Annotated in this window: 29 protein-coding genes and 1 riboswitch; all 29 genes read right to left on the bottom strand. The window is 27.4% G+C overall.

Annotated features, from left to right (window positions below; genetic code table 11):
* On the bottom strand, positions 1–741 hold the full coding sequence (locus tag Q3304_RS07545; RefSeq protein ID WP_407811994.1) for a FliH/SctL family protein: 741 nt from the start codon (positions 739–741) through the stop codon (positions 1–3).
* Positions 725–1,795 (bottom strand): flagellar motor switch protein FliG, encoded by a 1,071-nt coding sequence (fliG, locus tag Q3304_RS07550; RefSeq protein WP_074178075.1) that lies wholly within the window; start codon positions 1,793–1,795, stop codon positions 725–727. The genes Q3304_RS07545 and fliG overlap by 17 nt, the downstream gene beginning before the upstream one ends.
* A gap of 12 nt (positions 1,796–1,807) precedes the next feature.
* Entirely contained in the window at positions 1,808–3,358 is a 1,551-nt protein-coding gene (gene fliF, locus Q3304_RS07555) for a flagellar basal-body MS-ring/collar protein FliF (protein WP_407813926.1), read from the bottom strand.
* A gap of 24 nt (positions 3,359–3,382) precedes the next feature.
* Positions 3,383–3,700 carry a flagellar hook-basal body complex protein FliE gene (gene fliE / locus Q3304_RS07560; RefSeq protein WP_407813927.1) on the bottom strand — a complete coding sequence of 106 codons (318 nt, stop codon included), beginning with the start codon at positions 3,698–3,700 and terminating at the stop codon, positions 3,383–3,385.
* A gap of 9 nt (positions 3,701–3,709) precedes the next feature.
* Positions 3,710–4,114, bottom strand: coding sequence for a flagellar basal body rod protein FlgC (gene flgC, locus Q3304_RS07565; protein WP_021382740.1), 405 nt, complete (start codon positions 4,112–4,114; stop codon positions 3,710–3,712).
* A 7-nt stretch (positions 4,115–4,121) separates the two neighbouring features.
* A complete protein-coding gene (gene flgB / locus Q3304_RS07570; RefSeq protein WP_054268805.1) occupies positions 4,122–4,439 on the bottom strand; it encodes a flagellar basal body rod protein FlgB in 318 nt (105 codons plus the stop codon).
* Between the two features lie 402 nt (positions 4,440–4,841).
* Positions 4,842–4,932: riboswitch (cyclic di-GMP riboswitch) on the bottom strand.
* Between the two features lie 463 nt (positions 4,933–5,395).
* On the bottom strand, positions 5,396–6,871 hold the full coding sequence (locus tag Q3304_RS07575) for a CDP-glycerol glycerophosphotransferase family protein (protein ID WP_407813928.1): 1,476 nt from the start codon (positions 6,869–6,871) through the stop codon (positions 5,396–5,398).
* A gap of 37 nt (positions 6,872–6,908) precedes the next feature.
* Positions 6,909–7,649, bottom strand: a complete 741-nt coding sequence (locus Q3304_RS07580; protein ID WP_407813929.1) for a class I SAM-dependent methyltransferase — start codon at positions 7,647–7,649, stop codon at positions 6,909–6,911.
* Positions 7,650–7,661: 12 nt separating this feature from the next.
* Complete coding sequence (locus tag Q3304_RS07585; protein ID WP_407813930.1) at positions 7,662–8,306, bottom strand: NTP transferase domain-containing protein; 645 nt, start codon at positions 8,304–8,306, stop codon at positions 7,662–7,664.
* Positions 8,279–8,881: an HAD-IB family phosphatase gene (locus Q3304_RS07590; protein WP_074178128.1), complete on the bottom strand. Its 603-nt coding sequence runs from the start codon at positions 8,879–8,881 to the stop codon at positions 8,279–8,281. The genes Q3304_RS07585 and Q3304_RS07590 overlap by 28 nt, the downstream gene beginning before the upstream one ends.
* Before the next feature lie 712 nt (positions 8,882–9,593).
* Complete coding sequence (locus Q3304_RS07595; protein ID WP_227832365.1) at positions 9,594–11,756, bottom strand: glycosyltransferase; 2,163 nt, start codon at positions 11,754–11,756, stop codon at positions 9,594–9,596.
* Between the two features lie 69 nt (positions 11,757–11,825).
* Positions 11,826–12,698 (bottom strand): flagellin, encoded by an 873-nt coding sequence (locus Q3304_RS07600; protein ID WP_074178080.1) that lies wholly within the window; start codon positions 12,696–12,698, stop codon positions 11,826–11,828.
* Between the two features lie 86 nt (positions 12,699–12,784).
* Positions 12,785–13,120 (bottom strand): flagellar protein FliT, encoded by a 336-nt coding sequence (locus Q3304_RS07605; protein WP_074178081.1) that lies wholly within the window; start codon positions 13,118–13,120, stop codon positions 12,785–12,787.
* Between the two features lie 2 nt (positions 13,121–13,122).
* Complete coding sequence (gene fliD, locus Q3304_RS07610) at positions 13,123–14,646, bottom strand: flagellar filament capping protein FliD (protein ID WP_074178082.1); 1,524 nt, start codon at positions 14,644–14,646, stop codon at positions 13,123–13,125.
* Positions 14,647–14,667: 21 nt separating this feature from the next.
* Entirely contained in the window at positions 14,668–15,024 is a 357-nt protein-coding gene (gene fliS / locus Q3304_RS07615) for a flagellar export chaperone FliS (protein ID WP_054268795.1), read from the bottom strand.
* Positions 15,024–15,419 (bottom strand): flagellar export chaperone FliS, encoded by a 396-nt coding sequence (fliS, locus tag Q3304_RS07620; protein WP_054268794.1) that lies wholly within the window; start codon positions 15,417–15,419, stop codon positions 15,024–15,026. Before fliS (Q3304_RS07620) ends, fliS (Q3304_RS07615) begins: the two co-directional genes overlap by 1 nt.
* Positions 15,420–15,440: 21 nt before the next feature.
* On the bottom strand, positions 15,441–15,653 hold the full coding sequence (csrA, locus tag Q3304_RS07625; RefSeq protein WP_054268793.1) for a carbon storage regulator CsrA: 213 nt from the start codon (positions 15,651–15,653) through the stop codon (positions 15,441–15,443).
* Positions 15,647–16,039: a flagellar assembly protein FliW gene (locus Q3304_RS07630; RefSeq protein WP_074178084.1), complete on the bottom strand. Its 393-nt coding sequence runs from the start codon at positions 16,037–16,039 to the stop codon at positions 15,647–15,649. Before Q3304_RS07630 ends, csrA begins: the two co-directional genes overlap by 7 nt.
* Before the next feature lie 15 nt (positions 16,040–16,054).
* Positions 16,055–16,987: a flagellar hook-associated protein FlgL gene (gene flgL, locus Q3304_RS07635; protein WP_074178085.1), complete on the bottom strand. Its 933-nt coding sequence runs from the start codon at positions 16,985–16,987 to the stop codon at positions 16,055–16,057.
* Positions 16,988–17,005: 18 nt separating this feature from the next.
* The gene (gene flgK, locus Q3304_RS07640; protein WP_407813931.1) at positions 17,006–18,316 is read right to left on the bottom strand and encodes a flagellar hook-associated protein FlgK; all 1,311 of its coding nucleotides are present in this window, start codon (positions 18,314–18,316) and stop codon (positions 17,006–17,008) included.
* Between the two features lie 17 nt (positions 18,317–18,333).
* On the bottom strand, positions 18,334–18,750 hold the full coding sequence (locus Q3304_RS07645) for a flagellar protein FlgN (protein WP_054268789.1): 417 nt from the start codon (positions 18,748–18,750) through the stop codon (positions 18,334–18,336).
* Positions 18,751–18,754: 4 nt separating this feature from the next.
* Entirely contained in the window at positions 18,755–19,030 is a 276-nt protein-coding gene (flgM, locus tag Q3304_RS07650) for a flagellar biosynthesis anti-sigma factor FlgM (protein WP_407813932.1), read from the bottom strand.
* A 152-nt stretch (positions 19,031–19,182) separates the two neighbouring features.
* Positions 19,183–19,497, bottom strand: coding sequence for a FliM/FliN family flagellar motor switch protein (locus Q3304_RS07655; protein ID WP_054268787.1), 315 nt, complete (start codon positions 19,495–19,497; stop codon positions 19,183–19,185).
* 25 nt (positions 19,498–19,522) lie between these two features.
* On the bottom strand, positions 19,523–19,951 hold the full coding sequence (locus tag Q3304_RS07660) for a YaaR family protein (RefSeq protein ID WP_054268786.1): 429 nt from the start codon (positions 19,949–19,951) through the stop codon (positions 19,523–19,525).
* Positions 19,952–19,959: 8 nt separating this feature from the next.
* The gene (locus Q3304_RS07665; RefSeq protein WP_407813933.1) at positions 19,960–20,628 is read right to left on the bottom strand and encodes a lytic transglycosylase domain-containing protein; all 669 of its coding nucleotides are present in this window, start codon (positions 20,626–20,628) and stop codon (positions 19,960–19,962) included.
* A 38-nt stretch (positions 20,629–20,666) separates the two neighbouring features.
* Positions 20,667–21,650, bottom strand: coding sequence for a dTDP-glucose 4,6-dehydratase (rfbB, locus tag Q3304_RS07670; RefSeq protein ID WP_407813934.1), 984 nt, complete (start codon positions 21,648–21,650; stop codon positions 20,667–20,669).
* 22 nt (positions 21,651–21,672) lie between these two features.
* On the bottom strand, positions 21,673–22,233 hold the full coding sequence (rfbC, locus tag Q3304_RS07675) for a dTDP-4-dehydrorhamnose 3,5-epimerase (protein ID WP_243193843.1): 561 nt from the start codon (positions 22,231–22,233) through the stop codon (positions 21,673–21,675).
* Positions 22,234–22,282: 49 nt separating this feature from the next.
* Positions 22,283–23,152, bottom strand: a complete 870-nt coding sequence (rfbA, locus tag Q3304_RS07680; protein ID WP_243193842.1) for a glucose-1-phosphate thymidylyltransferase RfbA — start codon at positions 23,150–23,152, stop codon at positions 22,283–22,285.
* Positions 23,153–23,263: 111 nt separating this feature from the next.
* Complete coding sequence (gene rfbD, locus Q3304_RS07685; protein ID WP_407813935.1) at positions 23,264–24,136, bottom strand: dTDP-4-dehydrorhamnose reductase; 873 nt, start codon at positions 24,134–24,136, stop codon at positions 23,264–23,266.
* Positions 24,137–24,191: the final 55 nt, after the last annotated feature.

Raw genomic sequence — 24,191 nt, forward strand, 5'->3', positions numbered from 1 at the left:
TTATTCACCAAGCAATTCTTCTTTTAGTTTTTCCATAGCACAATCAACACCAACTATTATTCTCCCATTTTCCTTTTGTATAATAGCATTTCCTTTATCTATACTGTCATCTGCAATAACAAATACACTTGATTTTAATGATGTCTCTTCTTTGAATAGTTCAAACTCTTTCTCTATATTATCCTTATAGAAAGAATTACATCTTACTATGAATGAACTACTTCCTTCATAATCTTGAATAATTTGCTTTAACAAGTCACTCATAGACTCTTCATCTTCAAAATGCTTTTTTAAAACAGAGCTAGCCATATTGATAGCAAGTCTTATAATTTCTTTGTTTTTTTCCTTTATGTACTCAGTCATTTTCTCATTAGCTTGTAATAGAATTAAATCTGCCTGATTTCTTATAAAATCTGCTTCACCTTTAGCTTTTTGGATATATTCATCGTAGGATTCTCTATATCCATCCTCATATCCATTTTTTTGACCTTGGCTATATCCTTTTTCATAAGCTTGTTTTTCTATATTTTGTGCATTTGTTTTTGCTTCTTCTAATATTTCATTCTTTTTTATCTCAGCAGACTCTATAGCTTCTTTTATTACTTCATCCCTAAATCTACAATCATTCTCTTCGTTTATATTTGTTTCTCCCAGTCTAGCTTTATCTATTATAGATAAATCTAGAATTCCTTTATATGATGCTTTTTCACTTTTAATAATTTTGTTATTCGACAAAGTCATCACCAAAATTCCTTACAATAGTTATAGCACCTTCTCTTTCAAGTTTTCTTACGCTATTTACTATTTTTTGCTGAGCACCTTCAACTTGTGCAACTTTTATTACACCAACCATCTCCATTTCTTCTTTAAGCGCTTCTGCTGCTCTAGAAGATTGATTTCTATATATAGCATCTGAAATTTCATCATCCACACCTTTTAAAGCATAAACTAAATCTTTCATAGTTACTTCTTTTAGTACTTTTTGTATGCTCATATCATCTAGTTTCACAATATCTTCAAATACAAATATATGAGATTTAATTTGGGCTGCTAAAGCTGGGTCTTTTTCTTCAACAGTATTCAAAATATTCTTTTCTGTTTTTCTATCAGAATTAAGTAATATTTGAACTAATGTAGCTATTCCACCATAATCTTTAAAATCATCACCACTTATTGAATGTAATTTATCTTCTAATGAACTTTCAATTACTTTTATAACTTCTGGAGATATTGAACCCATTGAACTTATTCTCATAGCTACCTCATTTTGTAAATCAAAATCTAAGTGAGCTAAAATTTCTGCGCCATCTTGTGGGTCCATATGTGCAAGTAAAATAGCTACAGTCTGCGCACTTTCATTTCTAAGTATTTCTAATATTTTCTTTGTATCCAATTTTATAATATGTTTAAAAGGCTTTGTACTTGTATCTATTGATATACCTTCAAGTAATTTATTTGCTTTAGAATTTCCCAAGGCATTACTTAGCAGTTCTCTTGCATATTCCAGACCACCTTCTATAACATAATCTTTTGCTTTATTTATTTCTACAAACTCTTTTAATATTTCTCTTCTTTCTTTTGAAGCTATTGAAGAAATATTTGCAATTTCCAAACCTATTTTTTGAACCTGTTTATCTGGAAGGCTTTTTATTATATCACTAGACACAGTTGGTCCTAATGTCATTAAAAGTACAGCAGCTTTTTTTAAACCCTCACCTTCTACTTTCTCACTCTTCTCATTTTCACTTATATCACTTAAGTCAAATGCACTAACATTCGTAATTTCTGTGGACACATTCTATCCCCCTTACTCATTTAACCAAGTCTTTATTATTTCTGTTACTTGGTCTGGTTTTTCTTCTGCATACATTTTAACAGCTTCTTCTAATGTCAATTCTGGGTCATCCCCTAATAGAGGATTGTCTTTCTTATCAACAGTACTAGAATTAGCACTATAAACTTCATCCTCATAATCCATATCTTCTTGTTCACTTCTCTTCTTATATATTAAGTATCCAATAGCACCTACTGCAATAACTGCCACTACTCCAATAACTGCCTTTATTATATTAGTTTTGAAGCCTTCTTTTTTAATCTCTTCCAGTTCTTGTTTAGCTTCAGCCTTTCCTTTAGGGTCAAAGACCATTGAAACAACACTAAGAGTATCTCCCCTTGCTCCATCCATACCTATAGCATTATTGACTATATCTTCCACATCAGCTTGAACTCCTTTAGCTATTTTTCCGTCTATAGCGACAGAAGCTGTCAATCTTTTAAGCTCTCCTGGTGCAACTATAGTATGAGTTTCAATCTTTCCTGTCTCATATTCAAAACTCTCATCCAAACTATCTTCTGTGTTAGTGCCATTTTTATTTCCTTGATTATTCATATTAGCATCTACACCTTGGACATTATTTGTGGCAGATTTAGATGAATTTTTTGACCTTGTTTCTTTTATTGCAACTTTATCAGGGTCAATTTTTATTTCAGTTTTTTCAGCTGTATCAAAACTTAAATCTGCATTTACTGTAGCTTTTACTTTTCCTGTACCAAATATTGGCTCTAGCATTTCCAAAATAGACTTTTCTAATTGTTTATTCAATGCTTGTTCAGATGCCTTATTTTTATCAACACTAATACCACCATTTATAGGTTGATTATTTTCATCAACTTCTTCATCATCTAAGATACCTTCTGATAATAGATTCATCTTATTATCAATAACTTGAACATTTTTCTCTGGTATATTTGTAACACTTCCTGATACAAGTGCCATAACAGATTTTATTTGATTTTTTTCTAAAGTTGTTCCTGGCTTTAACATTAAGTAAACTGCTGCACTTCCTGGAACTGCTTCTTTCTCAAACACTGATGACTCTCCAAATGTTATATGTACTCTAGTATCTTCCACTTGTGGAAAACTCTTGATTGTTTTTTCTATCTCACCTTGTATGATTCGTTGCTTCTTAATTTGAAACTCCTCATCAGTAAGTCCTATAGACGAACTATCATCCATTAATGCAAATCCTTTAGAACCACCTGTAAGACTTGGAGCTAGCTCCAGCCTCAACTTATCGACTTCTGTTCTAGGAACATAAATTGTACTTCCCTTTACCTTAGTATCTATCTTTCTAGACTCTAATTCTGCTGATATATCTGCAGCATCTTGAACATCTAGTTCTGAAAATAAGACTGAATACTTATTTTTACTTGCAGATATTGCTGTAAATACTAGCGCTAAACATATAGCAACAATCCCTATACCTAATGCTATCTTAGTTCCTTTTTTTAAAGAACCTATTTTTGTCCTAGATTTAGCAACTTGCTCCTTAATCTTATTTTTAAAACTGGCTATCATTGATTATTACTCCTGTTCAAAAGGCTAAATTTGTACTTTATTCATTTCTTGATATGCATCATGAATCTTGTTTCTGACTTCTATCAGATATTGCATAGATAGTTGTGCTTCTTGACCTTTTAACATAACTTCATGCATAGAAACATCTTCGCCTTTTATAAATTTTTCTTTCATATTATCCGCTATCACTTGTTGAAAATTAACTTTGTCTATAGTATCTATTATTACATCTTCGAAATTCTTTTTTTCTTCTTTATTATTAAGGTTTAATGGTTTTGTTTCTCCAATCAAATTATCTAACTTTGCACCTTGCATTAAATTGTTGATTTGTGTAATTGGCATAATTTATCCCTACTTTCCTATTTCCAAAGCTTTCGATATCATAGATTTTTGAGCATTCAGTGTGTCTATGTTAGAATCATATGCTCTTGAAGCTGTTATTAAATCTGTCATTTCAACCAATATATTTACATTTGGATATTCTACATATCCATTTGGTTTCGCATCTGGATGAGATGGGTCATATACTTCTTTAAGAGGTGATTTGTCATCTTCAACAGATGTAACTTTTACTCCTAACATACCTAATTTATTATCATAGTTTTCTTCAAAGGAAACAATTTTTCTCCTATATGCTTCTCCATTTGGACCTCTTGTAGCATTTATATTAGCTACATTTGATGATATGATATCCATTTTCAAACTTTCTGCTGTTAATCCACTAGCAGATATCTCCATTCCACTGAACACACTCATCTTCTAGTTACCTCCCAGTTATTATTGATTTGGTCATTGCTATTTTGCCATTTGCAAAACCTATTAAAGCATTATATTGCAACGTTGTCATTGCTTGCTTTACTTTTTCTTCTTCTATATCCACATTATTGCCATCTACTCTTAAACCTTTTGAATTGTCTGTTTTTTCTTCTATTTTTGGCATGGCATCATTTAATGTTTCTTCAAAAGTTACATAATGTTTTTTGTAACCTTCAGTATTTATATTTGCTATATTATTTGCTATTGTTTGACTTCTCAGATTAGTTGCATCTAGTCCCATTTTTATAATGTCATATGTATTCATACTCATCCCTCCTCAAAATATATTTATTTACTATATTTAATAAAAAAATGAAGTTGCTATATTACAAAAAATGACTTCTTTGTTCATTTAAATCTATTACAATTCTATTACATTAATATAATAATGTATCATTTTAGTAAGAAATCTAATTTAAGTTCGATTAACTCCAATGAAAATAAAAAAAAATTTTAATATGTATTTAATTTTTTCTTCATAAAGTTACCTTTCTTGTAAAATAGCAACTTTTTCAGACAGTTTTTCTTTATTTTTTGTTATAATTGGTAAAATATGTTATTATATGTATTTTCTACTGTAATAAAGTAATTTTTCCACAATAAAATGACCGCCAAAAAAGCAGTCACTTCGACTAATCCTATGTATACAATTATACTTAGGACTCTTTTTGGCAACTGGCTAGCATAGTTCGTATATACAAACTTTAGCCCCTATAGCTTTGCGTCACTAGATTTCTCTAGTTTTGCCTATTTAGTTTTACTTTAAGTATACAATAAATAACAATTTTTTTAAATATATTTTATATAATTTTTTAATTTAATCTCTAATATTTATATTTATAATATTCTTACTATATTTATATTTATAATATTTAACTAATATAGCACATAATATTTATAGTATACAAAAGTTTACAATATAAATTAAATTTATCATAAATTCCCCTTTTTATACTATTGCATTGAAATTATCTATTATAACATTATCTTCCATCGATATACTTGAATACCTATATTTACATATATGTTTTATTCCTAATTTTAAAACTCTATTTTCCTTAGAATTTTCCTTTAGTCTCTATTTAATTTCTTTAAGAATAAATAAAAAAAGGTCAAACTTAATTAATTTGCCTTTTTATCATTTTTTATATGTATTAAAATTTCCAAACTTTTTTTAATATTTTCTAACCCCAAATTTGCTTACTTATGAATTGTTTTTAATTAAATATGATTATTTAAAACATATTCTAGTATATTAATATGTATTTTTTCACCACAGCTTCCATCAGTATTTGATAATACACTACTTAGAGAGTTTAATCTTTGATTTAATTTATAGTCCTTATTATTTCTCACCAAGTTCATAAATTTTATTAAATCCATTTCTTCTTCTCCCACTACATAATTTGAAAATATATCAAATATTCTTGAATCATAATATTCATGTTTCATATTTATATCATAAATTAATATAGGTTTCTTTGTTTGAATGTATTCTATTAATATGGAAGACCTATCTGTTATTAAAGCATGAGATAAGTTGAATGATTCATAGTAAGATATAGAATCATCTAAAATAATATTATTTTTTGTAGATATTGAATCTAACAAAGTTTTATATCTATTAAAACATTCTGGAGCTTTAGATTTTACATATTCAAGCTCTAATGGATGTGGTCTATATATAAGACCATACTCTTGACTATTTTCAATAATATCAAATACATTTTCAATCTCATCAATTACACTCTCTTTACCATTAGGTATTTTCATTAGATTAGTTGTCCATAAGAAAATAATCTTGTCCTTTAATTTAGATTCATAATCTTTATTTATACTATTTTGTTTTAGATTATAAATTAAAGAATCAAATTTCGGAGATCCTATTGTTAATATTTGATTCTTGTTTATACCACTACATTCTGCTATAATTTCAAATGCTGGGGATTGTGCAACAACTTTATCAAAGTTTCTAGATGCTATCATTTCATAAAAATTTAAGTAAAAACTAACAGGATAAGTTCCAAGTATGCCATAAGCAACATATACAAGCATGTTAGTGTATTGTTTCAAGTTATAAGAAAAATAGTTACTATCTACCATAGTAGCATTGTTACAATCATCATATTGATTATGAACGTATATTATATCAGGTCTTTCTTTAGATAAATCAAAATCATCATAATGTATTATTGGGACATCTTCAGGAAAATCATTACCTTCATATGTATATATTTGAGTCATACCATCAGGCGTATCAATTAATTTATAATATGGTATAGGAACTACATAGCAATCACACTGATTATCTAAAACTGCAGATTTCCAGATACTTTCCAAGCTATTCCACATTTTTGCATTATAAGGCATAAATACAATTTTCAACTTTTTATTCAAACTATTTTCTATTATATTTGATAAATAATTTAATTTATTTATGATAAATTCACAATCCTCAATAAGTTTTATATTTTTATATATAGAGAGTCTTAAAATCTTCACATAAATTTCATCAATTAAATTTAACAAGCTATTATTACTTCTTCCAGAGTTATTTATATATTTTTTCATATAATTAACAGCTTCAAGAGATGAATCAACTATTGATTCACTTAAATTGTTATTTTTTATATAATCAATACCTTCTATAAGCATTTGTATAAGATTTAAAACTTCATTTTTTTTATTATAGTTCATTAGATTCACCTTAATCTTAATTTTATTTATATTAAAACTATCTCTTTAGTATAAAGTAATGCCTTTCTGTATCAGAATATTGACTTATATCTGTCAAAAAGCTTTTGCTTTCAATAATTTTAAATCCTTCATCTAATAGTGGTTTTAGAATCTCTTTATATTCTTCTATAGTTCTATATATAACATTGTATTCTGAATTTAATTCTTTGGAATAAAATTCTTTTAAAGTTAATCTTTTTTTTATTCCAATAGGTCCAGACATATATATGGTTGTTTTTTCATCTAATATTTCTAATAAATTTTTCAATGCTATTTTTAATTCATCATCATTGATATACATTGCGACTCCTGCCAACAGAATCATGTTAAATGGCTTTTTAGATTTAATTTTTTTATCATGTAAGATATTAATAAAATCACATACTTGAAAATCACAGTTATCATTGGAAAATCTTTTTTTAGCAATACCTATTAAATCTTCAGCAAAATCTGTTCCAAGATAATAATTACATACAGGAACTATATCATCAGCTAATCTCCCTACACCACATCCTATATCCAATATATTTGAATTTCTAATTATATTTAGTTTAGGAATTATTATTTCTTTTTCATATTTATCTAAAGTGTCAGCATAATTAGGATTCTGATCATTACATTTTACTGAAGCATAAGGACTCTCTGGAACATATTTTTTAGCTCGCTCATTCCAAAAGTTTTGTACATTATCTTTTTTTATATCTATATATTTTTCATAAATTCTTGTTGCATCATCCATATAGAAGCTCCTTTACTTTTTATTTCTATACCATTCTAAAGCATCATTGTATTCTTCAAAAGTATCAATTTCTCTCAAATCGATATGTGCTATCTTAAGTGGTAAATTGGGTGAAATCATTTTATATACATGATCTATACCAGACTTTAAACTTCTAGAAGATATTTTAAATAGACCAGTCCACTCATAATCTCCCTCTAGTCTTGAAAAGCCTGTAGCAAGTTCTTCATTATTGACAAATTTTGTTTTAACATAGACAGGATTATTAGTGTAAGGTTCACATACGCCAATAATTTCTCCATCAGTATTAATAAATTTATCAAAATCTTCTTTGAAAAAAAGTATATCACCATCAAGTGATACAATAGTTTCTCTAGAATATTTTTTACCTAAAGATAGGCTTGCAGCAGTTTTAGTATTTAAGTAATCATGATTAAATACAAACATTATATCTTTACGATAAGAGCATACAGTTTCGATTAACTTTTCTGCTTGAAATCCTACTACAATACGTATATCATCATAATCATCAAGACATTCTAGTTGCCTTATTATTAGCGGTTTTCCATCTATATCTATTAACGACTTATTTGAATTTAATCCTAGTCTACTTCCTGTACCTGCACTGTTTATAACAATTGTTTTAGTAGTTGGCATAATCTTTCCTCCTCATAAAATGCATAATCACATACTTTCAATATTCCAGGAGCTATAGGTCTTACCCCTCCAAAGCCAATTCCAATATCAGCACACTCTATCATTTTTATATCATTACTACCATCACCAACCGCAACTATAGGCCTTTTCATTTTTTTTATAATATCTTCTTTTTTTATTACAATTTTAATTTTATCAATGAAATCGCCATTTGAATGAGCTATAGATGAATAATATTTATTTTCTAGAGAAAGCTCTTTCATTAAATCACAAATCCAAAGATCTAAATTATTTGTTACAATAGTACATCTATCTGGATTTTCTTTTATAAACTTTACAATTTTTTCGTTAAGATTAATCTTAGCAACTATACTTTTAACTTTAGAAATAGGAATACATTTTAATAAATCAACTCTTTTCTTAAAACTTTCCTCAAAAGATAAATTCCCTAGCATAGTTTCATTTGTAAGATTTTGCATAAGTTCATATTTATTTATACACTTAGAAATCTCAGGAAGTATTTCTTCTTTAGTTAATGTTGAGTCTAAATCAAAAACAAATTTATAATTTTCCATTTTATTCCCTTTCATTGAAGCATAAAATCCTATTTTTGAGTAATAAGTACGCCAAACAAGATTAAGTTAGAAATTTAAATAGTTTTACAAAATTTATATCATTTTAGCAAAATTCTAAATTTTATTATAAAATAATATATAGTTTAATCAAAAATGCTAAAAACTAGATTTTATCAAAATAAATAAGTTTTGGATTATTGACTAACAAAAATACTCTATAAATGGTTTTTAAGCATTAAAATAATTTGATAAAATTTGATTGTCATAAATATTGTTGTTTTATGTTAAGTTAAGTTAATTACTTAGAAACAATAAAATATTGAAATTGCTAAAATATTGTCTTAACGTGCAAAAAATTCATTTTTAGGATATTGCCTGATTTAATTACATACATATTATCGTCTAATTTTGAAAAAAATTAAGATAAAATATATATAATTTTCATTTATATTGTTTTTTGCTGCTTAATTTTTAGATATCCTTGTCCATTTATTATTATAAGTAGGTATGATAAAATTAGTTTCCCTTAAATCAAATTGTCTATATACTAAAACCATTGAGTATATTCCATTTTATTGTATTTGAATATCATTGTACTAGTAAATTTTGTATCATTATTTTCGTATCTATATCCTTAATCTTTTACTAGATTTTTAAATTTTTCATTAACTGTTATTGATATGCTTATTTTCTAAATATCCTATTTTTCAATTTATTTTAAGTTTTTTAAGTATTCTATATTATATATAGTATCCTCATTTTCTATATCTAATGACAATGCCTTTTTAAACATAAAATCAGCTTCCTCAAATTTATCTTCACACATAAATAAAATTCCCTTTATATTTAAAATATTAACATCATCTATAAATGATTTTGAATAGTCTTCAATCAATAATTTTGCATCATTTATTTTTCCATTCTCAATCATATTTTCTATATGAATAATAAAGCTATCTTTTAATAGGTTAAACTCTTCACTTTCTTTTATACTTTCTTCTAATTCGCTTATAAATATTTTTATTATCTTATTGTAAAAAGGATATTCATTTAGTAATTTCCTCATATTATGTATATACTCTAATTTTTCATTAACATCATTTATCTTACTTTTACCATCAAGTAAATGCTTAAATTCTAGAGTAAATTTATCTATATCATTGCAAACAAATTTCATTAATTCAAAATCATTTAGATTACTATATATGTATTTTATGTATTTATAAGAGTACATTATATAAATATAAAAAAGTTCTTTATATTTTTCATCACTTAAACTAACATTTTGTAAAACTACTTTAGATATAACTTTATACACTCTTATCTTCTCTATTTTCGATGTATTAGGACGACCAATAATATATTTATATATTGATAAATTGGAACTTCTTTCTAAAGCTAAAAGATGGTTTAAATATTTTTCTATCCAAACATAGTCCATATCGTAAAAAATATCTAGTAAATCAACTTTTTCTTCAAAAGCTATTTTTATAATCCCTGCATAAATTACGTCTTTCTCTTCATCAAGTATTTTTTTACACATATCTATAGATACATGTTTATTTATTCTTATGTTATTCAGAAGACCATAATTACCCTCAATAGCGCAAAGGCTTCTATATATACTATCCTTCTCATCATCTTTCACATTATTTATAAATTCTTCTATATTTCTATAAAAGCTATTTCTTTCAACCTTAGAGTTTGGAACCTCTTTATAATAGCTTTTTATATCTTCAAATCTATCCAATTTATATAAGGACATAAACAAATTAAAATAAACATTCTTCTTTTTTTCCATGTTTTTAATATTATCATACTCTGAAATTACTAAATCATATTTCTCAAGCTTATAGTAAATTTTTATCAATGTAATAGTAGCTTCGTCTCTAAGCCCTATAGTATCTGTATCTGAAAATAAACTATTTGCTTGTGTACTTATTTCATAATTATCTAACAAATAAATATATCTTTTATATGAATATATACTATCTTCATACTTACCCAAACCAACTTGTGCTTGTCCAATATAATAGTATATATCAATATTATTTCTGTCTTTACTAATATATTTTAAACATAATTTTTCACACTTTTTATGTTTTCCTAAATATAAATATACTTTTGCAATATTCGTTATTAGATAACCAGGTACTACTTCTAATTTTAAGTATAATTTGTAAGATTTTTCGAAATAATCTAGAGCCTCTCTATATTTTCCTAATATAATGAAATTTTTTCCTAGCTGGTAATTTATATATGGAGAGTTCTCATTTTCTTTTAATTCTTCAAATAATAATTTTTCATTTCTTTTTACTTTATTTATTCTTACTTCTTCATCTTCCAATAAGTATCCATAATGTTCAAAGTCAGCAATATTATTAAATATAGGATTTTTATACATTGGTTGTTCATGAACTTTACCACAATATTTAAAATCAACATTTTTAAAGAGTCTCAACACTGAACAATGTCCATATGATTTCTTATCAAATGAATAAAGATTTTTTAGTCTTACAGAAGCAGAATTAAACTTTTTATCAAGACCATCCTCAAAAAACCTTATAATATTTGAGCAATCAATTAATATTTCATCTGCATCTAATATAAGTAACCATTTCCCCTTGGCATAGGATATTGATATATTCCTCATACTAGAGAAATCATCATTCCAATTATGAAAATATACTTTTTCTGTATGCTCTTTTGCTATTCTTATAGTATCATCAGTAGAACCTGTATCTACTATGATAAGTTCATTTTCTATAGAATTTCTCAATGTTGATAATGATTTTAAAGTTTTATCAAGTATTTTGTCTTCGTTTTTGACCATCATAACTATACTAAGTAACATATATTTTCCTTTCAAATCCATACTTTTAAAAAAAGAAAGGAATAAAGCAAAGCCTTATCCTTTCTTTTATATCCAATACACTAAATTATTTTATCCCAATAATTGTAAAACACCTTGTGGTTGTTGATTAGCTTGAGCAAGCATTGATTGTGATGCTTGAACTAATATATTCATTTTAGATAAGTTAACCATTTCTGAAGCTACATCTGTATCTCTTATTCTTGATTCAGCTGCTGTAACATTCTCTAGAGTATTATTTAAATTGTTTTGTGTTGATTCTAGTCTATTTTGTTGTGCCCCTAATTTTGCTCTTGATGAGTTTAATTTCTTAAGAGCTGAATCTAAGCTAGATACCATATTTTTAGCTGCATCTGTTCCTGAAGCACCATCTGCATTCATACTTGATATTGAACTACTTGTTATTCCAGCTGCACTCATTATACCTGAAGTATCTACTAACTCTATTATTATCTCATTGTTATTATTAGATGTACCTGCAACATTAGTTCCATAGTTTGCTCCAACTTGTAATCTTATTGTTGTAGAACTTCCATCAAGCAGTTGCTTTCCATTAAACTCTACTGAACTTGATATTCTTTCAATTTCATCTTTTAATTGCTTTAACTCGTCAGCTATCTTTTCTCTTTCTTCTTTCTTATTAATTTCATTTGCAGATTGTAATGATAAAGTTCTCATTCTTTGTAGTATATTTCCAGTTTCTTCTAATGCACCCTCTGCTGTTTGTACAACTGATATACCATCTTGAACGTTTCTACCTGCTTGGTCTAATCCTTTTATTTGAGCTCTCATTTTCTCAGATATTGCAAGTCCAGCAGCATCGTCAGCAGCTCTCTTAATTCTAACCCCAGAAGACAACTTCTCCATGGACTTACTTTGTCCACTTACATTTCTTCCCATTTGATTGTTTGCTATCAAAGCACTTACGTTTGTATTAACTCTCATTATTTTACCCTCCTTAGTATAGTTGACATCCTTGTCATTTTTACTTTTATCTTCACTCATATAATCGGACAAGTTAATCTATAACTTTATACTTTTTTATTAAAAATATTTACTTTTTCTCTATTCAGACTAGAATACATTGTATTTGCCTGTTTAGTAAATTTGTACTCATGCAACTCTTTTTTTACTTCTAATAATTGTTCTTGTAAAGTAACTCTTATTTTATTATCGATTTCAATTAATTCCATACTATTATAAAACTGTATAAAGTCATTTTTATCAACTTCACTTATACTATTTATAATATCTTGTCTCTCATTTAATCTATTACTTATATTTTTATATTCCTCTTTTTCAATCAAATTTATAATTTTTAAAGATATGTCTTTATATAGATTTATTTTTTCTTCTAATTTATCCATAATTAATTACCTTGAGCTTGTGAGAAATAGTTCATTTGTGAAGAATATTGATTCAACAAAGACTCCAAGGCTGAATATTTAGCATAAAGCCTTTTCTCTTTATCATTCATTTTTTCAACTAACCTGCTTATATTTTTTTCTTGCTCTGCAATCTGTTTTGAATATACATTTTCACTGGCAGAAGCAGTCTTTTCTATACCTGCTTTTTTTGGCAGTTTAGAAGTTGAACTTCCAGAATACTCATATACAATATCTTTTAATTTTTCAAACAGTCCTTTATTATCATGATTTGAAGAATATCCAGCTAAAGTTTTATATACCTTATCACTATCATCTATAAGTGCATTTGAAAAAACATCTTTATCAAATGATATTTGCCCTTTTTTGTTATAATTTTCAGATTCATTAATACCCAATTTTCTTAAAGCAAGAATAGTATCTGCATTTCCAAAAAACATAGATTGAATATCCTCAACAAAAGCTCTCAATTCATCATCATTTCTGAGTATTCCCTCTTTGGCCTTCTTTTCCCATTTTTCTATTTCTTCAGTTGTCATATCTTCTTTTTGCTCATCTGTAAGAGGTGGATAATCTTTTGGCTTTTTAGTAGTAACTAGCCCATATACCTTATCCATTAATGCATTATAATCCTCTACAAATGCCTTCATATTTTTAGTAGCTTCTTCAGTGTCAGTAACAGAAACTAATTTAGCAGTCCCCTTTGAATTTACATTATAATCAATGTTATCTATATTAAATGAATTATGTTCTTGGTTTATATGCGTTACTCTTCCATATTCATCAGTCACATCAGCTTCTAAATTTTTTCCATGTACTACCGCAGATTTATTTCCACCAGCATCAGTTGCAAAAGTAATACCATTATCATTAGCAATTTGGTCAGCTAAATTATCATTTCCAACTACCTCCAAGTCAATGTTTGATGATGAACCAGTCTGTTTTCTTGAAATAATCAATTCACCTGTCATTTCACTATAAGAAGCTTTTATATCATTCTCTGCACAAAGTGAATTTATTTTGCTTACAATGGTGCTTGTAGTATCCTGCTCAGATATTGGTATATTTACACCACCTATATTTAAAGAACTAGCTCCACTAGCATTTGGAGGAAACTGTTGAACAACAGGATCACTTGAGTTTAATTTAATAGTCACTTTTGCTGGTTCAGCCATTTGAGAAACTGCAAATTGATAGTTTATCTTTTCTGCCCCTGCGGAACCTTTTGCTACTATAATACTTTCATCAGAACTAGTTATGCTTGTAGCAGAGTATGCTTTTTTGCTTACTATACTGTTAGGAGAATCTACATTAAGATACTTGTCATAAAGACTTTTTGATTCTTTTATAATATCTCTATATATTTCTTGTTTCCATTTAACTATTTGCTGATCTTGTTTCGCTTTATTAACTTTTTCTTTATCCCTTGTCATACTAGCTTCTATTATACCTTCCATATCAAAATTTCCAGAAAGGCCTGTGACTCTTATTGGACTTATACTTGACATATATTTATCCTCCTATCATAATTATATTTCTAATTTATTATAGACTTCATACCATGTATTTCTTATTTGTTCTACTATTGGCAATATATCATCAATTATTTTGATATCTTTATTTATATCAGCCCTTATTAATTCATATTTTATAAATTCATAAACTTTATACATATCTTTTGCCCATTGTCCTGCATTTTGATCTAATGTATTCATTAATTCTGTAAATATATTTTGAACTCTTACAAGTTCATTATGAGCTTTTAAATAGTCTTTGTTTAAAAGTGCAGTTTTTGATATATTAGTATATTTTACTGTTCCATCTACAAGCATCAACAGTAATTCCTCTTTTGATAACTTATTTAATTCAGTTAGATTTAAAGCCATTATTTATACCTACTTCTTTCTTCTTTACTTTTTTTATCAGCTTCATGCCATGTATCTTTAATTTGTTCTATTACAGGTAATACATTATCTATTATTTGTACATCTTTCCTAACATTTGCTCTTGATAGTTCATATCTTACAAAATCATAAACCCTATACATATCTTTAGCCCATTGCCCTGCACTCTGATCCAATGTAACCATTAGCTCTGTAAATATATCTTGAACTCTTATAAGCTCTCTATGTGCCCTTTGTGTATTTTTATCTAAAATAGCTCCTCTAGCTATTTTTGTATATTTTAATGCTCCATCAACAAGCATAAGCAACAATTGCTCTTTGGATGCCATAAAAATAGCATTTTGCTTATAAGAATTATAAGGATTCTCTCCATACATATATTACTTCCTCCAAGTGTTTTATTTTAATGATTTTAGAATTTTTATATTTTTATTTGTAGCTTTTACATTTTCACTTTTCACTTTTTCATATATTTCTTTTCTTAATATGGTTATATTATCAGGAGCAGATATGGCTAATTTTATGTTATTTCCATCTACACCTACAACTTTTACTTCTATGTTTTCTCCTATAAGTACTGCTTCATCTTTTTTTCTTGAAATTACTAGCATCCACCATCACCTCTCAATAATGGATGCCATATTGAATATTCTTCATCCTGTAAAATTATTTGCATACCACAATTATTTCTTACATTTATTACTATAGGAGCTTTCATGTTCACAGTTGATTCTTCAAGTGTTTGCCCAATAGTGATTATATTAAGTAACATAATATCATTTGGAGATTTTACTTCAAGTTTTTCTATTATTTCTTGATTTAGGACTATTTCATACTCCTTAATAATTTCAAATGGTGATACAACAATAAATCCTATACAATCTTCTTCAGTAGAATTAAACTCTTTTAAAATATCTTCATTTTCTATATCTAAAAGCTCATATTCTTTTAAATTTTCAAAACCTAGTATTCCTTTTTTTAATGTAACTTTCATCATATCTTCGTTATTTTACTATATGTAATCTAATATAGATACATTAAATAACTTTCCTCCTGTTTGTAGTGAAGCTTGATAGGTTAGTTCTGCAGCTTTTAATTGAACAAGTTTTTCTCCATAATCTATCTCTTCATTTTGCGACAGAACATCCTTTAACTGTATCAAACTATCATCATTTTTTTCCTTCATAGCATCTACTGTATTCGCTTTTGTACCATAAATAGACCTAACATTTACTGTATTTTCTATTAATTTCTCCATATCACCTAAACAAGTTGTTGTCAACTCTTTTATAGCAGCATCATCTGGATTTGCTAGCTTCTTTGATATATTATTTAAATCTTCAAATGGATCAGCCTTTGTTGGGTCAAATCCAAGACTACCCAATTTAACATTATAATCTACACTTATTCCTTGAGCTATATCCATACTCAAAGAATCTTTTAATTTATTAAGATTTATACTAGAATTAAACTTCAAACTTACTGAGCCATCAGCATTCTCTATACACTCAACAGGTGGTGTTCCTGTATTTGAACCCGAAAATATGTACTTCCCTTCATGCGTTGCATTTAAAGCATTTGCTATTTCTTTCATTTTCTCATTAGTTGAATTGCTAATAGTTTTTATTTCGTCATCTGAATACGAACCATTACCACTTGACACCAAACCCTTCTTTATGTCTGATAATAAATTCCCAAGCTGATCTAATGAAGTATCAGTTGTTTCTAACCAATCTGCTGTATCTTTACAATTTTCAATATAAGTTTCCATAGTTTTTATTTCACTTTTTGAATTTAATATCTTTATTGCTTTATATGGATTATCAGATAGCTTATTTATTTCTTTAGTTGTATTAACTTGCCTATTAACCTTGTCCAATCTTTGTAAATTATCTTGTAATGAATTTAGATAACTACTTGACATCATACCTGTACTAACTCTCATTATAGACTCCCCCTTCTATTAAATTATTCCATTTATTACAACATCCAGTAGTTGCACAGCTGTAGACATAACTTTTGCACTTGCTTGATATGAACGTTGTACTTTTATAAGCTCTGTCATTTCTTCATCCAAAGATACACCTGAAACACTCATTCGTGAGCTATCAATATTATTTATAATTTTACGTTGATTAACTTCATCTTGATTCACTTTTTGAGAGTCTAAACCTACTGATTCTGCAAAAGCTTTATAGTGATCACTTATTGTACTTACTTTTCCACCAACTGCTCCAATATCTATTTTTTCATCTTTTAGTTTAGCAATTTTTGAAGCCTCATCAGCAGTAAGCTTTAATTCATTTGAGTTACTCTTTATGTCTGGGTTTACTTTTATGATATCTTCACCAGCTACATTCGAAGTTATAAAAAAATCGTTTACTGTTATTCCAGCAGATGTATTATAAACATCATTTATCTGTTTAGCTAATCCATCAGATACATCTTTTAAATCACTTTTATATGTATCAATTTTGCCATGCATTTCAAACAATCCTTGTAAAGTTCCTGATACACCTATTTTCCAAGTTCCATCTGCATTTTTTAATTCATTAAGTTCTAATTTACCATCTGCGAGCATATTTTTAACATCAGGATTTTCAAGGTCTAATTTAAAACTTAAGTCATCTAATATTCTATCTCTTTCATCAAGTAAATCATTTGGTGTAGAGCCAGAACCAGATATAACATCAATAGATTTATTTAAATCTTCAAGACTCTTTAACATGTCATTTATCTGTTTTATCTCAGAGTCTATATTATCATCTATTTCCCCTTTTAACTTATCAAGTTTTTTATAACTTTCACTTATTAAAGTTGCTAAATTTGATGCATTTTCTACCACTAGACTTTTTTTACTATCACTATTTATATCCTTTGCTAATGATTCCCATCCTTTGAAAAAGTCATCTATACCTGTAGATATACCATAATCTGATGGTTCATTTATTATAGTTTCTATAGTATTATAATAGTCATACTTTGAAACTGTCTTTCCATATTTATGAGCTTCTGACCTGAATTGATAATCATAAAAGCTATTTCTAGCTCTTGTTACATCTGTTACATGTACACCTGTACCTAATTGACCTCTCCCAATTGCATTGTTCAGGCTAGGCATATACATTGGACTATTTGTGGCAAATTCTGTCCTTTGCCTAGAATATCCTTCTGTATCTAGATTGCTTATGTTATGAGAAATTGTCTGTATTGCCTTTTGATGAGCATTCATACCTGAATTAGCTGTATTTAAAATGGAAAATAATCCCGCCATATTTTTCCTCCCAATATCTATTTTCTAATATTTCCATAAGAATTATAAGTTGTAGTTTGTTTATCAACTGGTTTTATAAAATTAATCATTTTCTTAGTAAAAATAAGTTCCTTCTTTATTAAGGAATCATTTGACTCTTGTTGATTCTTAGCCAAAGCAATGATATGCTTTAACTCTGTATATATTTCTTTTAAATATTCATCATTACTATTTTCAATAACTTCACTCATTGGAACATCATCATTAAAAAGTTGTCTTCTCTTTATCTCTATAGATGCAAGTTCTCTACTGATATCTTCTAATTTAGGATTTAACCTATTTAGATTTTCTATATCTTTTACAACTATATAATCAAATTGTTCTTTTAATAACTCCATCATATTACTAAGTATCTTTTTTTCTTCATATATTATAACTTTTAAGTCTGTAATCATGGCTTTATCCTCGCATATCCTCTATCATTTTTTTAGCAATTTCTTCTGGTTTTATTTTGTAAGTTCCACTTTCCAATGCATTTTTTATTTCATCTATTTTTTTATTTCTAACAGTCTCATCATTCATATTTGATACGCTCGCCATTTCCTTTGCAAATTTAGATAGTTCTATCTTGTCTGTTTTATTAGTTTTTTGAACTTCTTGCACTTTTTTTACATCAGATGTATTCTTTAAATAATTATTTATTACAATATTTGAACTCACATTTTTAATATCCATAGTTTCACCTCCAAAATTACAACCTTATATTTTAGTTATCGGTCAAAAAAGAAAAATATTTATATTATTCAAACATATTTTAAATTTTTCATAAAAATACCCCTTTTAGCTAAACTCGTATAGAATAACCTAAGGGGATGCTATTTAAAGCTTTAATTTATATCTGAATCTTCTATTTTAGATAATCTTACAGATAATTTTTCATTTGTAATAATGCTTTCTCCATAAGCAAATAATCTATCATTTGCATAGATATCTAATTTTTCATCTATATTTTTATTCAGTTTTATTATAGATCCTTCTTTCAACTCTAATATATTTTTTATTATTTCTGTTGTATTTCCTATAGAAACAGCTACATTTACTTTTGCATTAAAAACATTTTGATTTTCTTCTATAACTCCAGATTTTTCTTCTATTAGTTGTCCAAAATTTAATTCATATATATCTTCTTTTTTACTATTCATAAAACTTTTCTCCTCATATAAAATCTTACCTATACATATCTATTAACAATCCTTGTATCATATCAACAGTAGAAACAATATCTATGTTTTCTTTTTCTTCACCAAGTAACTGATTAGTCATATCCTCAAGTTTATTATCGACAATCTTTACATTCTTATAATACTGATGCTCCCAAAAGCTACTATTTTTATCAAGTGAATACATATTATCTACAACAGATTTTAGATATTCTTTTATAGCATTTTTATACCTACTAATATCTCCATAATTTTGAGTAAGTACAAGCCTTTCTCCAGCCCTTTTTACACTTTCTAGATTCTTTTTTATATCCTCTAATGAAGAAGATTGTTTTACAAAGTTTAGACTATCAGAAAATTTATTATTTTCCTTTGTTTTCTTTACCTCTATATTTCTACTTGGACCTATATTTAGCTTATCTATATTTATACCCATAATAAAGCCTACCCTCTATAATATTTCATAACTTTGGGAACATAATTTTGCGTTTCTTTTGGCATTTTATACAAGTCAGAAATTGATTCTACCCCTCTACTTTTCATCCTTCCAGGACCACCATTATATGCCATCAGTCCCATTTCTATACTACCTCCAAACATATCAATATATTCCTTAATGTGTCTAGTTCCAGCATCTATATTCTGCTCTATATTAAAAGGGTCTGTAACACCCAAATCTCTACAATTTTCTGGCATAAGTTGCATAAGACCCTTAGCACCAGCAGAGGAAACTGTATTAGGATTAAAATCTGATTCAACTTTAATTATTGCCTTTATAAGATTTGCATCTATGTTATATTTTTTTGATGCTTGCTCTACAGCATTTTCAATTCTTGTCTTTACACTTTTATCTTTTGTATCAACATCTATAAATCTACTAGTTGTATTATTTACTACATTATCAAGCTCATTAAATAAATTTTCAGAATTAGATGATAAATTGTATCCATTAGAAGTCTGTTGATTATTTTGTGATATTGCTTTTAACAAAGTCATCATAATCATGTCAAATCCAGATGAATTATTATATGTACAATTACACTGATTTGTAGTGTTGCTACCAGATAATTGAGTCAATGCCAATATATTAATTAGCGAACTTATATCATTCAATATAAAACTCCCCTTTCTAAATTTTATAAACTTCAAAATTAAATTGATAAAATAGCTCTCCACCAATATTCATGTTCTACATACCATTTAACCGTTTCTCTTATACCTAAATCAAAATCATATTTTGCCTTCCAACCTAGCTCATTCTCTATTTTAGATGGGTCAATAGCATATCTTAAATCATGACCAGGTCTATCATTTACATAGGATATTAAATCTTCAGATTTACCTAAAAGATTTAATATAATTTTTACTACTTCTATATTACTTCTTTCATTATGACCACCTATATTATAAATTTCGCCTATATTACCTTTATGAATTATTAAGTCTATAGCAGTGCAATGGTCATATACATGTAACCAATCTCTTACATTTGCTCCATTACCATATACTGGTAATTTCTTATCCTCTAAAGCATTTAAAATCATGAGAGGGATTAATTTTTCAGGAAAATGATATGGCCCATAATTGTTTGAACATCTAGAAATTGTTATTGGCAATCCATATGTTCTATAGTAAGAATTTACTAATAAGTCTGCTGATGTTTTAGAAGCAGCATAAGGTGAACTTGGATTGACAGTAGATTTCTCAGTAAAAAATAAATCCTTTCTATCAATTGGCAAATCCCCATATACTTCATCAGTAGAAATCTGATGGTATCTTTTTACTCCATATTTTACAGATGCATCCAAAAGCACTTGGGTTCCCATAATATTTGTTTGTATAAATAATTCAGGATTCCTAACTGACCTATCTACATGGGATTCAGCAGCAAAGTTGATAACCATGTCAAACCTTTCTTCTTCAAATAACTTATATACCTGTTCTCTATCTGAAATATCCCCTTTAACAAACCTATAGTTAGGATTGTCTTGTATTTCTCTTAATGTTTCCAAATTACCAGCATAAGTCAACAAGTCTAAATTAACAATAAAATAATCTACATACTTATTAAGCACATAATGTACAAAATTACTCCCAATAAATCCTGCTCCTCCAGTTATCAATATTTTTTTCATATTTTTCTCCTAAATTTTAATTTTAATAAACCTCTATACAAATCTCTTTAAAACTTTTCTGTTTTTTGTCCTTTTCTGACAATAATATTTTTTCAATTTCTTCTAAAGGCCAATCAATTGATACTTGCTTATCATTCCACAGAAAACCACTTTCAAATTCTGGATGATAATAATTTGTACATTTATAACTAAATACTGCTTTTTCTGATAAAACTAAAAATCCATGTGCAAATCCTTCTGGAATATAAAATTGCTTTTTATTTTTATCAGACAGTATTACTCCTTCCCACTCTCCAAATGTTTGTGAATCTTTTCTTAAGTCAACTGCAACATCGAAAACTTCTCCCTCTGTAACTCTGACTAACTTTCCTTGAGGATATCTATTTTGAAAATGCATTCCCCTTAATACGCCTTTCCTTGAGCTAGATTCATTATCTTGAACAAAACACATATCAAGTCCAAACTCCATAAAATCCTTTTTATTGTAACTTTCCATAAAATATCCTCTTTCATCACAAAACACATTTGGTTCAACTATATATAACCCTTCTATTTTTGTCTTTATAAAATTAAATTTTCCCATTATAACAAACTCCTTTAATAAAATTTATAATAAATTTTATTTACCATAGTTACATATTTTCACTAGCTAAATTTAATAGATATTGACCATAGTCAGTTTTTATCAGTGGTTTAGCTAATTTCATTAGCTGTTCTCTGTTTATATATCCTTTTGTATATGCAATTTCTTCTAAACATGCTATGTACAATCCTTGTCTTGTTTGAACCACTTCTACATAGTTAGAAGCATCTAATAGACCTTTATGTGTACCAGTATCAAGCCAAGCCATACCTCTTCCTAAAAGTTCTACCTTTAATTTTCCTCTTATTAAATATTCATTATTTATCGAAGTTATTTCTAGTTCACCTCTAGCTGATGGTTCAACAAACTTTGCTATCTCTACAACATCATTATCATAAAAATATAATCCTGGTATAGCATAATTAGATTTAGGTATTTTAGGTTTTTCTTCTATCGATAATACATTAAAATCTTTATCAAATTCTACAACTCCAAATTCATTTGGATTGCTTACATGATATCCAAATATAGTTGCACCACTTCTTTTAACTGCATTCTCTAATCTTTCACTAAACCCATACCCATAAAATATATTATCACCTAATACAAGAGATACACTATCATTTCCTATAAATTCTTCTCCTATTATAAATGCTTCTGCAATTCCATTTGGTTTTTCCTGAATTTTATATGTTATTTTAAGTCCTAATGAACTTCCATCTCCAAATAATTCCTCAAATGCTGTTATATCTCTTGGTGTAGATATTATTAGTATATCTTGTATCCCTGCTAACATAAGAACTGACATAGGGTAATATATCATTGGTTTATCATATATTGGAAGTGTTTGTTTTGATATACATTTTGTTATAGGATATAGTCTTGTTCCAGACCCTCCTGCTAAAATAATTCCTTTCATTTTCTCCCATCCTTACATTTATTTTTTTTATTATATTATGATTATCGTATAAATGAAAAAAATATTTATATTTTATATAATATCTTATTTCGTTTTATAAAAATAATTCATTTATTTTATACTAATATCATAGTTTTTTAAATACTCTTCAATAGATTCTTCCCACTTCCCAAATGAATTTAATCCAATTAATTTCAACATAAAATTATCCAATACAGAATAGGTGGGCCTTTGAGCCTTACATTTAAAATCTTTACTTTTAATTTGATTTACTTTTATATCTATATTTTTTAATTCAAATATCTTTTTGGCGAAATCATACCAACTACATTCCCCTTTACATGTCGCATGATAAACCCCATAATGTTCTGTTTCCATAATATTTATTATAACTTTTGCTAAGTCTACTGTACTTGTTGGACTTCCAAATTGGTCATCAACGACATTAATTTCTTTGTTTTCTTTAGAAAGTCTTATCATAGTCTTTACAAAATTATTCCCATCACCATATAACCATGCTGTTCTTAATATAAAGTACCTATGTGAAAATTGTTCCACAAACTTTTCTCCCATAAGCTTACTTTTCCCATACACAGACTTGGGTTCAGTTTTATTATCTTCCATATATGGATATTTAGAAAAACCATTGAACACATAGTCAGTTGATATGTGAACAAGTTTTGCATTAATTTTCTCTGATGCTATAGCTAGATTTCTTGCTCCTAATGCATTTATTTTATATGCAATCTCTACATTATCCTCACATGCATCAACCTTTGTGTATGCTGCACAGTTTATAACTACATCAGGTTTATTATACAATATAAAATCATCTACACTAATTTGATTAGATATATCTAAATCATCTCTTGTTGTAGCTAATATAGTATATTTTAGTTGATTCGTACTTTGATTGATTGATTTTAATTGGTTGACCAATTCTTTTCCTAATTGACCATTAGACCCTGTTATTAATATTTTCATTAATCGTGTTTACCTCCAATAAATATTCAATTCTGCTTAATAATTAATTATAACA

Origin of the sequence: Clostridioides sp. GD02377 (assembly GCF_045899875.1) — a bacterium.
GTDB classification, from domain to species: Bacteria; Bacillota; Clostridia; order Peptostreptococcales; family Peptostreptococcaceae; genus Clostridioides; species Clostridioides difficile_A.

Excerpts from the sequence above, each read along its gene's own strand:
- Q3304_RS07545 (WP_407811994.1), bottom strand. The coding sequence starts at position 741 with ATGACTTTGTCGAATAACAAAATTATTAAAAGTGAAAAAGCATCATAT.
- fliF (WP_407813926.1), bottom strand. The coding sequence starts at position 3,358 with ATGATAGCCAGTTTTAAAAATAAGATTAAGGAGCAAGTTGCTAAATCT.
- fliE (WP_407813927.1), bottom strand. The coding sequence starts at position 3,700 with ATGCCAATTACACAAATCAACAATTTAATGCAAGGTGCAAAGTTAGAT.
- flgC (WP_021382740.1), bottom strand. The coding sequence starts at position 4,114 with ATGAGTGTGTTCAGTGGAATGGAGATATCTGCTAGTGGATTAACAGCA.
- flgB (WP_054268805.1), bottom strand. The coding sequence starts at position 4,439 with ATGAATACATATGACATTATAAAAATGGGACTAGATGCAACTAATCTG.
- Q3304_RS07575 (WP_407813928.1), bottom strand. The coding sequence starts at position 6,871 with ATGAACTATAATAAAAAAAATGAAGTTTTAAATCTTATACAAATGCTT.
- Q3304_RS07580 (WP_407813929.1), bottom strand. The coding sequence starts at position 7,649 with ATGGATGATGCAACAAGAATTTATGAAAAATATATAGATATAAAAAAA.
- Q3304_RS07585 (WP_407813930.1), bottom strand. The coding sequence starts at position 8,306 with ATGCCAACTACTAAAACAATTGTTATAAACAGTGCAGGTACAGGAAGT.
- Q3304_RS07590 (WP_074178128.1), bottom strand. The coding sequence starts at position 8,881 with ATGGAAAATTATAAATTTGTTTTTGATTTAGACTCAACATTAACTAAA.
- Q3304_RS07595 (WP_227832365.1), bottom strand. The coding sequence starts at position 11,756 with ATGGATTTGAAAGGAAAATATATGTTACTTAGTATAGTTATGATGGTC.
- Q3304_RS07600 (WP_074178080.1), bottom strand. The coding sequence starts at position 12,698 with ATGAGAGTTAATACAAACGTAAGTGCTTTGATAGCAAACAATCAAATG.
- Q3304_RS07605 (WP_074178081.1), bottom strand. The coding sequence starts at position 13,120 with ATGGATAAATTAGAAGAAAAAATAAATCTATATAAAGACATATCTTTA.
- fliD (WP_074178082.1), bottom strand. The coding sequence starts at position 14,646 with ATGTCAAGTATAAGTCCAATAAGAGTCACAGGCCTTTCTGGAAATTTT.
- fliS (WP_054268795.1), bottom strand. The coding sequence starts at position 15,024 with ATGGCTTTAAATCTAACTGAATTAAATAAGTTATCAAAAGAGGAATTA.
- fliS (WP_054268794.1), bottom strand. The coding sequence starts at position 15,419 with ATGTATGGAGAGAATCCTTATAATTCTTATAAGCAAAATGCTATTTTT.
- csrA (WP_054268793.1), bottom strand. The coding sequence starts at position 15,653 with ATGCTAGTAATTTCAAGAAAAAAAGATGAAGCAGTACTTATAGGAGAA.
- Q3304_RS07630 (WP_074178084.1), bottom strand. The coding sequence starts at position 16,039 with ATGATGAAAGTTACATTAAAAAAAGGAATACTAGGTTTTGAAAATTTA.
- flgL (WP_074178085.1), bottom strand. The coding sequence starts at position 16,987 with ATGAGAGTTAGTACAGGTATGATGTCAAGTAGTTATCTAAATTCATTA.
- flgK (WP_407813931.1), bottom strand. The coding sequence starts at position 18,316 with ATGGCGGGATTATTTTCCATTTTAAATACAGCTAATTCAGGTATGAAT.
- Q3304_RS07645 (WP_054268789.1), bottom strand. The coding sequence starts at position 18,750 with ATGATTACAGACTTAAAAGTTATAATATATGAAGAAAAAAAGATACTT.
- flgM (WP_407813932.1), bottom strand. The coding sequence starts at position 19,030 with ATGGATATTAAAAATGTGAGTTCAAATATTGTAATAAATAATTATTTA.
- Q3304_RS07655 (WP_054268787.1), bottom strand. The coding sequence starts at position 19,497 with ATGAATAGTAAAAAAGAAGATATATATGAATTAAATTTTGGACAACTA.
- Q3304_RS07660 (WP_054268786.1), bottom strand. The coding sequence starts at position 19,951 with ATGGGTATAAATATAGATAAGCTAAATATAGGTCCAAGTAGAAATATA.
- rfbB (WP_407813934.1), bottom strand. The coding sequence starts at position 21,650 with ATGAAAAAAATATTGATAACTGGAGGAGCAGGATTTATTGGGAGTAAT.
- rfbC (WP_243193843.1), bottom strand. The coding sequence starts at position 22,233 with ATGGGAAAATTTAATTTTATAAAGACAAAAATAGAAGGGTTATATATA.
- rfbA (WP_243193842.1), bottom strand. The coding sequence starts at position 23,152 with ATGAAAGGAATTATTTTAGCAGGAGGGTCTGGAACAAGACTATATCCT.
- rfbD (WP_407813935.1), bottom strand. The coding sequence starts at position 24,136 with ATGAAAATATTAATAACAGGGTCTAATGGTCAATTAGGAAAAGAATTG.